The sequence below is a fragment of the Streptomyces sp. NPDC057543 genome (assembly GCF_042801895.1).
Taxonomy (GTDB): domain Bacteria; phylum Actinomycetota; class Actinomycetes; order Streptomycetales; family Streptomycetaceae; genus Streptomyces.
Genome location: NZ_JBHVFF010000003.1, coordinates 25,569 through 41,120, shown reverse-complemented (window position 1 = coordinate 41,120; position 15,552 = coordinate 25,569). Strand labels below are relative to the sequence as shown.

Annotated in this window: 13 protein-coding genes and 1 riboswitch; of the genes, 9 read left to right on the top strand and 4 right to left on the bottom strand. The window is 71.3% G+C overall.

The annotated features are described in order from the left end of the window. Nucleotides 1–502 precede the first annotated feature (502 nt). Complete coding sequence (locus tag ACFU8Q_RS01240; protein ID WP_384446474.1) at nt 503–1,012, top strand: hypothetical protein; 510 nt, start codon at nt 503–505, stop codon at nt 1,010–1,012. A 71-nt stretch (nt 1,013–1,083) separates the two neighbouring features. Here the strand turns inward: ACFU8Q_RS01240 and ACFU8Q_RS01235 are convergent, their stop codons facing one another. Together ACFU8Q_RS01235 and ACFU8Q_RS01230 are read right to left on the bottom strand one after the other, a co-directional pair. After that, nucleotides 1,084–1,317: a ferredoxin gene (locus ACFU8Q_RS01235; RefSeq protein ID WP_384446472.1), complete on the bottom strand. Its 234-nt coding sequence runs from the start codon at nt 1,315–1,317 to the stop codon at nt 1,084–1,086. Beyond that, nucleotides 1,317–2,777 (bottom strand): aldehyde dehydrogenase, encoded by a 1,461-nt coding sequence (locus tag ACFU8Q_RS01230; RefSeq protein WP_384446470.1) that lies wholly within the window; start codon nt 2,775–2,777, stop codon nt 1,317–1,319. The genes ACFU8Q_RS01235 and ACFU8Q_RS01230 overlap by 1 nt, the downstream gene beginning before the upstream one ends. A 261-nt stretch (nt 2,778–3,038) precedes the next feature. Between ACFU8Q_RS01230 and ACFU8Q_RS01225 the strand changes: the two genes are divergently transcribed. The 7 genes from ACFU8Q_RS01225 (at nt 3,039) to ACFU8Q_RS01195 (ending at nt 11,351) form a co-directional block, all read left to right on the top strand. Next, nucleotides 3,039–4,079, top strand: a complete 1,041-nt coding sequence (locus ACFU8Q_RS01225) for an MBL fold metallo-hydrolase (RefSeq protein ID WP_384446468.1) — start codon at nt 3,039–3,041, stop codon at nt 4,077–4,079. 364 nt (nt 4,080–4,443) lie between these two features. Next, a riboswitch (cobalamin riboswitch) is annotated at nt 4,444–4,519 on the top strand. A gap of 131 nt (nt 4,520–4,650) precedes the next feature. Further along, complete coding sequence (locus ACFU8Q_RS01220) at nt 4,651–5,925, top strand: hypothetical protein (protein WP_384446466.1); 1,275 nt, start codon at nt 4,651–4,653, stop codon at nt 5,923–5,925. Further along, entirely contained in the window at nt 5,922–6,614 is a 693-nt protein-coding gene (locus tag ACFU8Q_RS01215; RefSeq protein ID WP_384446464.1) for an SCO2322 family protein, read from the top strand. The genes ACFU8Q_RS01220 and ACFU8Q_RS01215 overlap by 4 nt, the downstream gene beginning before the upstream one ends. Further along, nucleotides 6,611–7,765, top strand: coding sequence for an energy-coupling factor transporter transmembrane component T (locus tag ACFU8Q_RS01210; protein WP_384446462.1), 1,155 nt, complete (start codon nt 6,611–6,613; stop codon nt 7,763–7,765). The genes ACFU8Q_RS01215 and ACFU8Q_RS01210 overlap by 4 nt, the downstream gene beginning before the upstream one ends. Then, entirely contained in the window at nt 7,762–9,486 is a 1,725-nt protein-coding gene (locus tag ACFU8Q_RS01205) for an ABC transporter ATP-binding protein (protein ID WP_384446460.1), read from the top strand. Before ACFU8Q_RS01210 ends, ACFU8Q_RS01205 begins: the two co-directional genes overlap by 4 nt. Further along, nucleotides 9,483–10,301: an ECF transporter S component gene (locus ACFU8Q_RS01200; protein ID WP_384446458.1), complete on the top strand. Its 819-nt coding sequence runs from the start codon at nt 9,483–9,485 to the stop codon at nt 10,299–10,301. Before ACFU8Q_RS01205 ends, ACFU8Q_RS01200 begins: the two co-directional genes overlap by 4 nt. 408 nt (nt 10,302–10,709) lie before the next feature. Then, complete coding sequence (locus tag ACFU8Q_RS01195) at nt 10,710–11,351, top strand: hypothetical protein (protein WP_384446456.1); 642 nt, start codon at nt 10,710–10,712, stop codon at nt 11,349–11,351. Nucleotides 11,352–11,417: 66 nt separating this feature from the next. Here the strand turns inward: ACFU8Q_RS01195 and ACFU8Q_RS01190 are convergent, their stop codons facing one another. After that, entirely contained in the window at nt 11,418–12,716 is a 1,299-nt protein-coding gene (locus ACFU8Q_RS01190) for an alpha/beta hydrolase (protein ID WP_384446454.1), read from the bottom strand. 108 nt (nt 12,717–12,824) lie between these two features. Then, nucleotides 12,825–13,994, bottom strand: coding sequence for a steroid 3-ketoacyl-CoA thiolase (locus ACFU8Q_RS01185; RefSeq protein ID WP_384446452.1), 1,170 nt, complete (start codon nt 13,992–13,994; stop codon nt 12,825–12,827). A gap of 281 nt (nt 13,995–14,275) precedes the next feature. On the opposite strand from ACFU8Q_RS01185, the gene ACFU8Q_RS01180 reads away from it, so the two are divergent. Beyond that, nucleotides 14,276–15,535, top strand: a complete 1,260-nt coding sequence (locus ACFU8Q_RS01180; protein ID WP_384446450.1) for a cytochrome P450 — start codon at nt 14,276–14,278, stop codon at nt 15,533–15,535. Nucleotides 15,536–15,552: the final 17 nt, after the last annotated feature.

The following is a 15,552-nucleotide window of genomic DNA, read 5'->3' as shown; positions in this document are numbered from 1 at the left end:
CCCCAGACATGAGTCCTCGACCCGACGGAGATCGTGGTGAGACCACCGGAGATGTTCTTCCAGTCAGCCATGTTCGTGTCCCCTTCACCTCGAACGTTGCAGAGGGAACTTGCTACTCGGCAGGGCCACCCAAACGCCGAGATATACCGATTGACTACAGAGATAATCCAAAAATCGCTGTTTGGGCGTTTCCACCCTCTTGGTTTGCAAGGGAGGCGGCGCTCTCACCGCACAACCAGGAGGCCGGAAACGCTGTAACCCACAAGAGACCGAGAACGGCGTCCCGTTCACGTCCGAGCGCACATCGCCCTACTCCGCGGTCCCAGCTCAAACAGTAGGTTCGCACCCGCCCCGGCAGACTCCGGGAGCGCACCGGTTGACCCTCGCAGGCCGTGTGATGGAATAGCGGCCCCTGAGTGGGGGGAAGGCAGTGACGGATCGTAAAAGATCTATTGCATGGGTAAGTGCGCTCCTGCTGGCGGCAACTGTGGTCACTGGCTGCGTGGTCGAATCCGCCACCGACGCGAAGGTCAAGGCTTCGAAGACCCCCGAGATCCACACTGACACCGAGCCGCTGGCCAAGCGCCTACCGAAGCTCGGTCGGATCATCTCGGCGCACTGGCAGCAGAAGGCCCCCTTCGCGGACAGCCGAGTGCCCGGCCCTACGGACTACCACGTCAGCGCCCTCATGAAGCTCGCCCCCGGCTCGGTGGCCGCCCTGACGGCGTCCACGCAGATGCAGCCGGCGGCCGTCGGGGCCGAGCCCGAAAGCATCTCCATTCCCGCCGGACTCGCCGAGTTCGCACCGGCGGGGGCGCAATGGGTCCACAGCAGAGTGCTCGACGAGACCCTCGTGCGCGCCGACTCCGCACAGCTCTACTTCGACCCGGCCTCGGACACCGTCTACCTCTCCGCCACCAACGTGCACCTGCCGAACGCCGTCACGGTCCACGTCGGCCCGGACGGCGACCAGGTGACCATCACGCCCACGCCGCCGGCACCCACGCCATGAACGGCCTTCGGAGCGCGGGCCGTCATGCGGATCGACTTCCGACCCGTCGCCGCCCCCGTCCGCTCCTCCGCCTACTCCTCCGGCGGGAAGACGGCCTCCCCCGATCCGATCAGCGTGATCGTGATCGCCTCGACCGGACACCCCTCGGCCGCGGCGAGGATCGTCTCGTTGGCGTCGGTCTCCGGGACCGACGGGTGGGACTGCCGGGCGGAGTCCAGTGTGAATCCGCCCGGCGCCTGGTTCACGCACATCCCGGAGCCGATGCAGACCCCACGGTCGACCTCGACGGACCAGCGGTCCCCCATCACGCCCCCTCGTATCCGGCCGGCAGGTGGATCATCTTGTGCTCGAAGTACTCGGCGTACCCCTCGGGGCCGAACTCCCGTCCCAGACCGGAGTTCTTGTAGCCGCCGAAGGGGCCGAGCATGTCGAGACTGAAGGTGTTCACGCTGTAGGTGCCCGTCCTGACCCGGCGGGCCACGTCGATGCCGCGCTCCGTGTCTGCGGTCCAGACGCTGCCGCTGAGGCCGTAGTCGGAGTCGTTGGCGATCCGTACCGCCTCGTCCTCGTCGCCGTACGGCAGGAGGCAGATGACCGGGCCGAAGATCTCCTCGCGGGCGATGCGCATGGCGTTGTCGACGTCGCCGAAGAGGGTCGGCTCGACGTACCAGCCCCGCTCCTGGGACGCCGGACGGCCGCCGCCGGTAAGGATCTTGGCGCCCTCGTCCTGGCCGATCCGGATGTAGTCGAGTGAGCGCTGCTGCTGGCGTCGCGCGACGAGGGGGCCGAGTTCGGTGGCGGGGTCGAGCGGGTCGCCGACCTTCAGCGCACCCGCCGCGGCGGCGAACGCCTCGGCCGTCTCGTCGTAGCGGGAACGCGGAACGAGGATGCGGGTCTGCGCCACGCACGCCTGGCCGTTGATCATCCAGGCGAAGGGGACGATGCCCGCGACGGCCGCCTCCAGGTCGGCGTCCGGGAGGATCACGGCGGCGGACTTGCCGCCCAGTTCCAGCGTGACGCGGGTGAGGTTGCGGGAGGCGACCTCCATCACCCGGCGCCCCGCGGCCACGGACCCGGTGAACGACACCTTGTCGACGCCGGGATGCCCGACCAGGTACTCGCTGACCTCGCGGTCGGCCGGCAGGATCGAGAGCACCCCCTCCGGCAGCCCCGCCTCGGCGGCGATCTCGGCCAGGATGTAGGCGTCCAGGGGGGATTCGGGCGAGACCTTGAGCACGGCGGAGCAGCCGGCGAGCAGCGCGGGCGCGAGTTTGGCGGCGGCGGTGAACTGCGGGACGTTCCACGGCACCACCGCCGCGACCACCCCCACCGGCTCACGGCGCACGAGCAGCGGCCCGAGGGCCCCGTCCCGGCGCTCTTCGTACGAGAAGCCGCGGGCGACGGTGATCGCCGCGTCCCACACCATCATCGCGGCGAGCGCCTGCACCATGACACTCGACGTGTACGGGGTGCCGTTCTCCGTACTGATGACCCGGGCGATCTCCTCGTACCGCGCGGCGAACGCGTCCTTGATCCGGGTGATCACCGCGATCCGCTCGTCCACCGTCGCCCGCGGCCAGGGCCCCTCGTCGAACGCCCGCCGGGCGGCGGCCACGGCCCGGTCCACGTCCCCCTCGCAGGCATGCGGCACCCGGCCGATGACCTGTTCGGTGTGCGGGGAGATGACCTCGATGACATCCCGGCCCAGCGGATCGACCAACTCCCCGCCGATGAACAGTTTTCCGTGTTCGACAAGCTCGGTCATGGCTGCTGCCTCCCGCGGCCCGGCACGTTACCCGACTCACTGTCTGACTCTGTGTCAGAACTGATACCAGTTCCAGTTCCAGGAGTCCACGGCCGCGACGAAGCCCGCCCGGACAACGACGGGTCGCCCCTCACGGCCTCCGGCGCACGGCGCGTACGCACCCCGATCAGATGGTCGACCGGGGCTACTACTGAAATAAGTTCTGGTTACAGTGGGCGCGACGTACCACAACTGCACGCCTCCGAGAGAGAGATGGGGCCCATGACGCAGGTGACCGACCACGGCGGCGGCGTGCACAGCATCAAGGTCCCCATCCCGGACAATCCGCTCGGCCACACCCTCGTGCACGTCCTCGACACCGATCGCGGGCCGGTCCTGATCGACACGGGCTGGGACGATCCGGAGGCGTGGGACACGCTCACCGCCGGACTCGACGCCGTCGGGACGGGTGTCGGTGACATCCACGGGGTGGTCATCACCCACCACCACCCCGATCACCACGGGCTGTCCGGGCAGGTGCGTGAGGCGTCCGGGGCCTGGATCGCCATGCATGCGGCGGACGCGGCGATCGTGCGCCGGACCCGGGAGTCGGAACCGGGTACCTGGCTGAAGTACCTCGTGGCGAAGCTCACCGCGGTCGGTGCGCCCGAGGAGCACCTCGTGCCGTTGCGGGCCGCCGCGGCGGATGGGGGCCGGACGGGGACCCTGCCGGGGCTGCGGGCCGCGCTTCCGGACCGGGAGATCGTGCCCGGGGAGCTCCTCGATCTGGCGGGGCGCACGCTGCGTGCCATCTGGACGCCGGGGCACACGCCCGGCCATGTCTGTCTGCATCTGGAGGAGGAGCATCCGGGGAATCTGCCGGGGCGCGGGAGGCTCTTCTCGGGCGATCACCTGCTGCCGGGGATCAGTCCGCACATCGGGCTGTACGAGGACCCGGACGACACGACGGTCACCGACCCCCTCGGCGACTACCTCGACTCGCTGGAGCGCATCGGCGGGCTCGGGGCCGCGGAGGTGCTGCCCGCCCATCAGTACGCGTTCGCGGATGCCGCGGGGCGCGTACGGGAACTCCTGGACCATCACGAGGACCGGCTGACCGGGCTGCTCGCACTGCTGGCCACACCGCTGACGCCGTGGGAGCTGGCCGAGCGGATGGAGTGGAACCGGCCCTGGGAGCAGATCCCGCACGGTTCTCGGAGCATCGCCGTCTCGGAGGCCGAGGCGCATCTGCGGCGGCTGGTGAAACTGGGGCGCGCGGAAGCGGTGGCGGGGAGCGAGCCGGTGACGTACGTCACGGCCTGACCGTCCGGTGAAGGAAGCCCACACCATGACGTACATCACGGCCTGACCGCCTGGCGGAGGAAGCCCGCACCCGGACGTACGTCACGGCCTGACCGCCCGGCGGAGGAAGCCCGCACCCGGACGTACGTCACGGCCTGACCGCCCGGCGGAGGAAGCCCGCACCCGGACGTACGTCACGGCCTGACCACCCGGCGGAGGAAGCCCGCACCCGGACGTACGTCACGGCCTGACCACCCGGTGAAGGAAGCCCACACCAGACGTACGTCACGGCCTGACCACCCGGCGGAGGGGCCCACGCCGCTACCGGCCCGGAGCCCGTCCGAAGACGCCCGGTAGAGTGTGCCAGTCGTCATCATGCCCGTTCAGGGGGAAGCCGGTGCGAATCCGGCACTGACCACGCAGCCGTGAGCCGTCATCCAGGACGGAGAGTCGGAATGCCCTGTCCGCGGTCGTGACCGGCTCGCGACCACCGGAACCCCGGTGGTCGGCACCGTCGAGGTATACGGGGCCGGAGCCTGGTGCGTGAGCGTGCCTGTGCCCGGATCCCCCCGCAGGAGAGGCCCCGCCCGCCATGACCGTACGCCGCAGAGCGGCAACGCTCGCCGCCACCGTCACCGTGCTCTGTGCGGCCGCTGCCCCGGTCGCGAGCGCAGCGCCGTCCCCGTCCCCCTCACCGTCCGCCGCGCTGCCTTCCGGGCTGTACGGCACGAAGGACCCCACCTACGACGGTGTCTGGCGGCAGTCGCTGGCCTTCCTCGCCCAGCGGGTCGAGGGCGTCACGCCCGCCGCGAAGTCGGTGGACTGGCTGATCGCGCAGCAGTGCTCCAACGGCGCCTACGCCGCGTACCGGCCCGACGTCTCCCAGCCGTGCACCGGGAAGACGATGCTGGACACCAACGCCACCGCGGCCGCCGTCCAGGCGCTCGTCGAGGTGGGCGGGCACCGGGAGACCGTGAACGACTCGGTCCGCTGGCTGAAGTCCGTACAGAACGAGGACGGCGGCTGGGGCTATGCCGCGGGCGCGGCCAGCGACGCCAACTCCACCTCGCTGGTGATAGGCGCCCTCGCCCGGCAGGGCCAGCGGCTCGGTGACATCACCACCCCGGGCGGCAAGACCCCCTACGACCTGCTGCTGGGGCTCGCGATCCCGTGCGGCGGCAAGGACGGCGGCGCCTTCGCCTACCAGCCCGACAAGGCCGGGAAGCTCGCCGCCAACGCGGACGCCACCGCGGCCGCCGTGCTCGGCACGATGGGCAAGGCCCTCGCCGTCGGGAACAACACCTCCTCCAAGGCGCCCAGCTGCCACCCCGGCTCCGGTCTCACGCCCGAGCAGGCCGCCCAGAACGGCGCCCACTTCCTCGCGGGCGCCCTCGCCACCAGCGGTCACCTCGACCTGGCTCCGATGCCCGGCGCCGCCGACTCCACCCCGCAGCCCGACTTCGGCAACACCGCGGACGCGGTCGTCGCGCTGTCCGCCGCGGGCCACCAGGACAGGGCCGCCAAGGCCATGACCTGGCTGAAGAAGAACTCCGGGCCCTGGGCCGAGCAGAGCGGCCCCGCCGCCTACGCGCAGCTGATCCTGGCCGCGCACGCGACCGGCACCGACGCCCGCGACTTCGGCGGCGTCGACCTCGTCGACCGGCTGAACGCGAGTGGTCCCGAGCCCGCGTCCATCACGACGCCCGACCCGTCCGCCGACACCGGGTACGTGGCCACGGAGAAGGACCAGGTCCACAGCGGGGACGACGTGATCGGCGGCGTGTGGTGGTACGTCGGCATCGGCCTCGTCGTCGGCGCCGGCGCCGGCTTCCTGATCAGCGGCCGCCGCAAGAACCAGCAGCTGTGAGGCGGGCGGGAAGGACCGCCGCTCTCCTGGTGGTCCTGAGCGCCGTCCTGGCCGTGCTCGGCACGGGGACGGCCCAGGCGGCCGGCTACCGGTACTGGTCGTTCTGGGAGGGCTCCGGCACCGGCTGGACGTACGCCACCCAGGGCCCGTCCCTGGTCCGGCCGGACGACGGCGCGGTGCAGGGCTTCCGGTTCGCGGTGAGCGAGGACTCCCAGGACTCGGCGAAACCGCGCCGCTCCCCCGACTTCGCGGAGATCTGCGCCGACACCCCGGCCAAGGACGGCAGCAAGCGGGTCGCGCTGGTCATCGACCCGGGCACGGCGGCGGACGCCCCGGCCGGGGAGACGCCGCCCGCGCCGCGTACGGCGTGTGCGCAGGTCGCCCCGGACGCGAGCACCGCGGAGGCGCTCGCCTCGGTGGCCAAGCCGCTGCGCTACGGCAGCGACGCGCTGCTCTGCGCCATATCCGGATATCCGGGCTCGGGCTGCGGCGAACAGGTCTCGGGCGACGGGCACGGGACGCCTGCCGCCTCCGGGTCCGCGACTCCCGCCGAGTCCACCGGGTCCTCCGATTCCGCCGCTGCCGGCGGCTCCGGTGGCGGTCCGTCCGTCGGGGTGCTCGTCGGTGTCGGCGCCGTTCTCGTCCTCGGCATCGCCGCGGTCACACAGGCCCGCCGCCGCCGCGGATGACCGCCCCGACCACCGGCCCGGTCCGGCCGCGTCGCCCGCTGCGCGCCCCCGGGGCGACCCGTAGCAACGCGCTGCCCGCCGGGGCCTGGTGGCTGTGGGCGCTCGGCCTCGCCACCGCCGCGTCCCGGACCACCAATCCGCTGCTGCTCGGGCTGTTGGTGGCGGTGGCGGGCTATGTGGTCGCGGCGCGCCGTACGGACGCGCCGTGGGCCCGTTCGTACGGGGCCTTCGTCAAGATCGGGCTGTTCGTCGTCGGTGTGCGGCTGGTCTTTTCCGTCTTTCTCGGTTCGCCGATCCCCGGCACGCATTCGCTGTTCACCCTCCCCGAAGTGCCGCTGCCCGACTGGGCGAAGGGGGTCAGGATCGGTGGCCGGGTCACCGCCGAGCAGTTGCTCTTCGCGCTGTACGACGGGGCGAAGCTGGCCACCCTGCTGATCTGCGTCGGCGCCGCGAACTCGCTCGCCAACCCGGCCCGGCTGCTGAAGTCGCTGCCCGGTGCGCTGTACGAGGCGGGGGTCGCCGTCGTCGTCGCGATGACGTTCGCGCCGAACATGGTCGCCGATGTGGTGCGACTGCGCACCGCACGGCGGCTGCGGGGCCGTCCGACCGGCGGCATCAAGGCGATCCTCCAGATCGGACTGCCGGTCCTGGAGCGCGCGTTGGAGCGGTCCGTCGCGGTGGCGGCCTCGATGGACGCGCGCGGATACGGGCGCAGCGCCCAGGTCCCGCCCGCCGTCCGGCACACCACGAACGTCCTCACGCTCGGCGGGCTGCTCGGGGTGTGCGCGGGTACGTACGGGCTGCTGGCCGCGCAGGGCGCGGTGTACGGCCTGCCGCTGCTCATCGCCGGGCTGGTCGCCGCGCTGGCCGGGCTGCGGCTCGGCGGGGCCCGCTCGGTCCGTACCCGCTACCGGCCCGACCGGTGGGGTGCGCGGGCCTGGCTGGTGGCGGGTTCGGGGATCGCCGTGGCCGTGGCGATGATCTGGGCGGGCGGTGTCTACGCGGAGGCGCTGCGCCCCGGAGTCGTACCGCCGGCCGCGCCGGTGCTTCCGCTGTGGCCCGCGGCCGCGGTGCTGATCGGGCTGCTGCCCGCGGTGGTGGCGCCCGTGCCGCCGTCGCCGGGCGTCCCGCGTTCCAAGGAGATCCAGTGATCCGGTTCGAGCAGGTCTCGGTTCAGTACGAGGGGACGGAACGCCCCACCCTCTCCGGGGTCGATCTGACCGTGCCCGAGGGCGAGTTGGTACTGCTCGTCGGTCCGTCCGGGGTCGGCAAGTCGACGCTGCTGGGCGCCGTTTCCGGTCTCGTGCCGCACTTCACCGGCGGCACCCTGCGCGGCCGGGTCACGGTCGACGGACGCGACACCCGTACCCACAAGCCACGTGAACTCGCCGATCTGGTCGGCACGGTGGGCCAGGACCCGCTGTCCCACTTCGTCACCGACACGGTCGAGGACGAGCTGGCGTACGGGATGGAGTCGCTGGGGCTGGCTCCCGACGTGATGCGTCGGCGGGTCGAGGAGACCCTCGATCTGCTGGGGCTGGCCGGGCTGCGCGACCGGCCGATCGCCACCCTCTCCGGCGGCCAGCAGCAGCGGGTCGCGATCGGCTCGGTCCTCACCCCGCACCCGAAGGTCCTGGTCCTCGACGAGCCGACGTCCGCGCTGGACCCGGCGGCGGCCGAGGAGGTCCTCGCCGTGCTGCAACGGCTGGTGCACGACCTGGGCACGACGGTCCTGATGGCGGAGCACCGGCTGGAGCGGGTGGTGCAGTACGCGGACCAGGTCGTCCTGCTGCCGTCGCCGGGCGCCGCACCGGTCATGGGCGCGCCCGCGGACATCATGGCCGTCTCCCCGGTCCACCCGCCGGTCGTCGCACTGGGCCGGCTGGCGGGCTGGGAGCCCCTGCCGCTCTCGGTCCGCGACGCCCGACGCCGGGCGTCGGACCTGCGCGAGCGACTGGCGCGGGCACAGCTGCCCGCCCCGTCACCCGTGCCGGCCGGGGCGGCCGTGACCCCGCTGCCCTCCGCCCCCGCCCCCGCACGGCGTGGGGTGCTCGCCCGGCTGCTGGGCCGCGGCGCACCCACCGCCACCGCTTCCGAGCCGGTAGTGGTCGATGCCCCGGCGCGGGTCGAGCGGCTCGGCGTACGGCGCGGGCGCGTCGAGGCGCTGCGCCGGGTGACGCTCGCCGTCGCCGCCGGCGAGACCGTCGCCCTGATGGGCCGCAACGGTGCGGGCAAATCCACCTTGTTGGCCACGCTCGTCGGCATGGTCGAGCCCACCACGGGCACCGTCCTCGTCGGCGGCCGGACCCCGCACCGTACGCAGCCGCGCGACATGGTGCGCCGGGTCGGGCTCGTACCGCAGGAACCACGCGATCTGCTGTACGCGGACACGGTCGCCGCCGAGTGCGCAGCGGCCGACGCGGACGCGGGCGCCGCCGCGGGCAGCTGCCGCGCCCTGGTCTCGGAGCTGCTGCCCGGCGTGCCGGACGGCACCCATCCCCGTGATCTCTCCGAGGGCCAGCGCCTCGCGCTCGCCCTGGCCGTCGTGCTGACCGCGAGGCCCCCGCTGCTGCTCCTGGACGAGCCGACCCGCGGTCTGGACTACGCGGCGAAGGCCCGGCTGGTCGGGGTGCTCCGCGGCCTCGCGGCCGAGGGCCACGCGATCGTCCTGGCCACGCACGACGTGGAACTCGCCGCCGAGCTGGCGCACCGGGTGGTGATACTCGCCGACGGGGAGACCGTCGCGGACGGGGCGACCCGGCAGGTGGTGGTCTCCTCGCCGGCTTTCGCCCCGCAGACCGCGAAGATCCTCGCCCCGCAGGAGTGGCTGACCGTGGCGCAGGTGCGCGGCGCGCTGGGAGCCGCATCGTGAGCGGGAACCGGACACGGCCGGTACGGCTCGGGCCGCGTGCGATCGCCGCGCTCGTCCTCATCAGCGCGATCGGCGTGGTCGCGTTCGGCTGGCCGCTGCTGGCCGGTGCCGACTCCGGCCTGGCGCACTCCCAGGACGCGCCGTGGCTGTTCGCCGCGCTGCTGCCGCTGCTGGTCGGCGTGGTCGTCGCGATGATCGCGGACTCGGGCCTCGACGCCAAGGCGGTGGCCATGCTGGGGGTGCTGGCCGCGGTCGGCGCCGCGCTGCGCCCGCTGGGCGCGGGCACGGCGGGGCTGGAACCGATGTTCTTCCTGATGGTGCTGAGCGGCCGGGTGCTGGGGCCCGGCTTCGGCTTCGTGCTGGGCTCGGTGACGATGTTCGCGTCCGCGCTGCTCACCGGTGGAGTGGGGCCGTGGATGCCGTTCCAGATGCTGTCGATGGGCTGGTTCGCAATGGGCGCGGGCCTGCTGCCGGGCCCGGACCGGCTGCGCGGGCGGGCCGAGCTGCTGATGCTCGCGGCGTACGGGTTCGTGGCGGCGTTCGCGTACGGCACGGTGATGAACCTGTACGGCTGGACGATCGTGCCCGGGCTCGGATCGGGGATCTCCTTCCACCCGGGGGACCCGCTGCCGGAGAACCTTGTCCGCTTCCTCGCCTATTGCACGGCCACATCGCTCGGCTGGGACCTCGGCCGGGCCGTGCTCACCCTGGTGCTGACCCTGAGCATCGGTTCGACGCTGCTGAAGGCCCTGCGCCGGGCCACGCGCCGCGCCGCCTTCGAGGCCCGGGTCGCATTCGACGCCCCCGGTGAGTGAGGACTCCCACAGGCCCTTGGTCCTCGACGAGGCGGGGTAGTAGTCGCCGGACCGGGTACCGGCCCCTCCGTGCCCCCTCCACCTGCCATGACCCCCTTGAGGTGATTCGCGCTTCGGGCCTTCACGCGAGCTCGCGTGAAGGCCCCGACCGTCGGTCGGGGCCTTCATCACACCCGACACCGCCCGGCACCACACGGCAGCGCCCAGCACCGCCCGACACCGACCCCCAGTAAATGAACAATTTAATATAAGTTGGCAAGCTTAATTACCCGTTGGTCCATTTAGGCGCATTTTGCTGCGCTGTCCGTGACCGTCGGCCGCCGAAGCGTTGTCACGTACGTGGAACCTCGTGAATTCTGGGATCGGAATACTGTTCTGGCGGAAGCTTTTTGCGCCAGCGACGAACGCGTGCGTCTGGCACAGGCGTTGCTCGACGAGGCGCAGGCGGAGCGGAGCAGAACGCTCGCGGCGTTCGCCGTCACGGTCGGCGACGACGGCTCGATCGCGGACTTGATGGGCCTGAACGAGCGCGAAGTGCGATTGGCACGACGCACGGTGGGCCGCAGTGACGCGCGGTGCCTCGCCAAGGAGCTCCTGAAACGGCCCGATCAAGCGGTGCGAGAGGTGGCGGACGAACCCCCTTCCGCACCCGAGATCCCCGTACCGCATCCGCGCGAAGAGGCGCCCGTCGCACCGCCCGTCGCACCGCTCGCCGCATCACCGGATACGCCACCGGTCCCGGTCCCGCCCCCTCCCCCGCTGCCGCCCACCGAGGTGGACAGCCCCGCCCTCTGGTCGCCCAGCATGGACTCCGTGCTGCTGTGGAGCTGGGAGTCCGGTCTCGACGTACAGACGGTCGCCGCCGAACTCGGCCTGGACGTACGGGCACTGCTGATGCGCATCCAGGAGCTCGCCAACGACGGACGGCTCACGCTCTCCACCCCGGTCGCCGAGGTGCCCCGGTCCGGGCGCCACCGCCGCCAGCACGAAGAGGGGTACGCCACCCTGTTCGGTCCCACCACCACCTTTCCCACCCACGTGCCGTACTGAGCGGCACGTCCGCCCCTCGCCGGGACGGCATGGATCCGACCGGCAGCGCCCTCACCGCCCCCGGGTTCAGTGCCGCGCGGCGACCGCGTCGAACCACCGCACGATCTGCGGCCCCGACTTCATGTACGTGGCGTTGTGGCCGGTCGAACCCTGGTCGACCACCGGTGTCGCGACGCCGTGCGCGGCCAGATCGGCGGCGCAGTCACGGGCGTTGGCGATCGGCACGTCGGTGTCGCCGGACGAGGAGTAGAGGCGTACGGGGACGTCCGGCTTCCAGGCGCAGTTACCGTCCTGGGCGCGTACCGCGGCCAGAAGGGCGCCGGTGGGGTGCTGGACCTGCTGGTAGTAGTCGTCGGTGAGCAGTTCCTTCAGCGTCGCGGGCAGCGCCGGGATGATCTGCTCCTCGGTGTGGTTGGTGTCGAAGAGGTCGTCGACGATTCCCGCGTACGGCTCCCGGAACACCTCGGAGGGGTCCTTGTACAGCGGGTGGAGCCTGTTCTGCGCGGTGAGGAAGTAGGACATGTAGAAGATGCCACTGATGTCGTTGACCCTGCCGTCGAACAGGGCGGGCATCTCGGCGTGCTCGATGTCGTACGGCCCCGAGACGGGCGCGAGGGCGCGGAGCCGGAAGCGCCGGTCGACGCCGTTGTCGAGGGCCCGGCCCAGCGCCATGGCGACCTGGCCGCCCTGGGAGAAGCCGCTGGCGTACACGTCTCCGGTGAGCGGGCGGTTCAGCCGCAGCGCGGCGGTGCGGGAGGCCCGCAGCATGTCGACGGAGGCGGTGACGGAGGACTTCGTGTCCATGTACGGGTGGCGGCCCGGACCCTTGCCGAGGCCCAGGTAGTCGGGGGCGGCGACGGCGCGGCCCGCGGAGGCGTGGAGGTAGGGCGCGAAGCGGCCGAAGTCCTCGCCGACGGAGGGTGCGTAGTCGCGGTGGGCCATCGTGCCGTGGGTGTCGGAGACCAGGTCCAGGCGGTGCGGGCCGCCCTTGGGGAGCGCGAGGAGGCCGGTGGCGGTGGTGGGTGCGCCCTGCGGCGTGAGGGTGCGGTAGGTGAGGCGGTAGGCGCGCAGACCGTGCCGGACGGTGCCGGTGTCCATCCCTCCGGAGGCGAGGAAGCGGGCGACATCGGCGCGGTCGAGGTCGGCCACGGGGGTGATGTCCAGCAGGGTGCCCCTGCCGTGCGCTTCGGCCGAGCGGGACGACACCTCGAGCACACCGGTGGGCTGTTGGGCGGCGACCGGTGCGGTGCCGAGTGCGGCGAGGACCACCACGGCTGCGGCCGTCACCCTTCGACGGGCGACGCGGCGGCGCTTGCGATCGCCCGAAGTGCTCATGTTCTTAAGCTTGTTCTTGTCCATGGCCATGACGCTACGCAGCCGCTCGCGACGCCGGTATCGGCGTGGACACCCGACCGGAGGTACACCTGGCAACACCTCCGGTCCGGGGTCATCCCTGCCGGACGGGCCACGCCGTCACAACCGCTGGATGATCGTCCCCGTCGCCAGCGCGCCGCCCGCGCACATCGTGATCAGCGCGAACTCCTTGTCGCGGCGCTCCAGTTCGTGCAGGGCCGTGGTGATCAGCCGGGCCCCGGTGGCACCCACCGGATGGCCGAGCGCGATGGCTCCGCCGTTGACGTTGACCTTTTCGAGGTCCTGCCCGAAGACCTGGGCCCAGCTCAGCACCACCGAGGCGAAAGCCTCGTTGATCTCGACGATGTCGATGTCCTTGAGCGACATCCCGGCCTTGCCGAGCACCGCGCGGGTCGCGTCGACCGGGCCGTCGAGGTGGAAGTGTGGATCGGCGCCGACCAGTGCCTGCGCGACGATCCGGGCGCGCGGCTTGAGCTTGAGCGCGCGCGCCATCCGTTTGGACGCCCACATGATCGCGCAGGCGCCGTCGGATATCTGCGAGGAGTTGCCCGCGGTGTGGACCGCGGTTGGCATGACCGGTTTGAGCCGGCCGAGCCCCTCCATCGTGGAGTCCCGCAGCCCCTCGTCCCGGTCGACCAGGCGCCACATGCCCTGCCCGGCCGCCTGCTCCTCCTCGGTGGTCGGCACCTGGACCGCGTACGTCTCCCGTTTGAACCGTTCCTCGGCCCAGGCGACGGCCGCCCGCTCCTGCGAGATCAGCCCGAGCGAGTCGACGTTCTCCCGGGTCAGCCCGCGTTTGCGGGCGATGCGTTCGGCGGCCTCGAACTGGTTGGGCAGGTCCACGTTCCACTCGTCCGGCCAGGGCTTGCCCGGTCCGTGCTTGGAGCCGCTGCCCAGCGGCACCCGCGACATGGCCTCGACGCCGCAGCTGATCCCGATGTCGATGACTCCGGCCGCGACCATGTTGGCGACCATGTGGGAGGCCTGCTGCGAGGAGCCGCACTGGCAGTCCACGGTGGTGGCGGCCGTCTCGTACGGAAGACCCACGGTGAGCCAGGCGGTGCGGGCCGGGTTCATCGACTGTTCGCCGGCATGGGTGACCGTGCCGCCGACGATCTGTTCGACGCAGTCGGCGTGGATGCCGGTGCGGCCGAGGAGTTCTCGATAGGTCTCGCCCAGCAGATAGGCGGGATGCAGATTGGCGAGCGCGCCTCCACGCTTGCCGATGGGCGTGCGTACGGCTTCGACGATGACGGGTTCCGCGGCCATGAGCTCGTCCTCTCCTCGCACTTCCGCAGGGGCGTCCCGGCGCCCGCGGAAGGAACTAGTACGCGTTCTAGTTCTCCAGGCAGTCTTATGAGCCTTACCCCCGGTACGCAAGGGTCGTGCACGCACCTTGCGCCCACTTCATGCCTGCCTCACCCACTCTTCACGCAACAGATCGGGCCACCCCTCTTGCCAGTTGTAGAACTCGTTACTACCTTTCGGGCAACTTCTGATGGGTCGTCAGACATTTTTCGGGCGGCTCTCGGACCGACCTGGAGTTGCCGATGCCCTGCCCCCATCTGCCCGAAGGGTTCGACTTCACCGACCCCGATCTGCTCCAAGCCCGCATACCGCATCCCGAGTTCGCGCGGATGCGGCAGACCGCGCCGGTCTGGTGGTGCACCCAGCCGGCCGGTATCTCCGGCTTCGACGACGAGGGCTACTGGGTCGTCACCCGGCACGCGGACGTCAAGTACGTCTCCACGCACCCGGAGTTGTTCTCCTCGAACACCAACACCGCGGTCATCCGGTTCAACGAGTCGATAGACCGCGACCAGATCGAGGTCCAGAAGCTGATCATGCTGAACATGGACCCGCCCGAGCACACCCGGGTCCGCCAGATCGTCCAACGGGGTTTCACGCCACGGGCGATCCGCTCCCTGGAGCAGGCCCTGCGCAGCCGCGCCCGCTCGATCGTCGAGACGGCACTCACCGCGGCCGACGACGACGGCTCCTTCGACTTCGTCACGAACATCGCCGTAGAGCTGCCCCTCCAGGCCATCGCCGAACTCATCGGCGTACCGCAGGAGGACCGGTCCAGGATCTTCGACTGGTCCAACAAGATGGCCGCGTACGACGATCCGGAGTACGCGATCACCGAGGAGGTCGGCACCGAGGCGGCCATGGAGATCGTCTCGTACTCGATGAACCTGGCGGCCGCCCGCAAGGAGTGCCCGGCCAAGGACATCGTCTCCCAGCTGGTCGCCGCGGAGGGGCAGGGGAACCTCTCCTCCGACGAGTTCGGCTTCTTCGTGATCCTGCTCGCCGTCGCCGGCAACGAGACCACCCGTAACGCCATCAGTCACGGCATGCACGCCTTCCTCACCCACCCCGACCAGTGGGAGCTCTACAAGAGCGAACGGCCGGAGACGACCGCCGAGGAGATCGTCCGCTGGGCCACCCCCGTGGTCTCCTTCCAGCGGACCGCCACCCAGGACGTCGAACTGGGCGGGCAGCAGATCAAGAAGGGCGACCGGGTAGGGCTGTTCTACTCCTCGGCCAATAACGACCCCGAGGTCTTCGAGAATCCGGAGACCTTCGACATCTCCCGCGATCCCAACCCGCACCTCGGCTTCGGCGGCGGCGGTCCGCACTTCTGCCTCGGCAAGTCCCTTGCCGTGATGGAGATCGACCTGATCTTCAACGCGATCGCCGATGTGATGCCGGACCTGCGGCTGGTCGGCGCCCCACGACGGCTGCGCTCGGCATGGCTCAACGGGATCAAGCAGCTCCAGGTCAGCACAGCCGTCGACGCCACGCACTGACGGCGCACCCCGCCCGA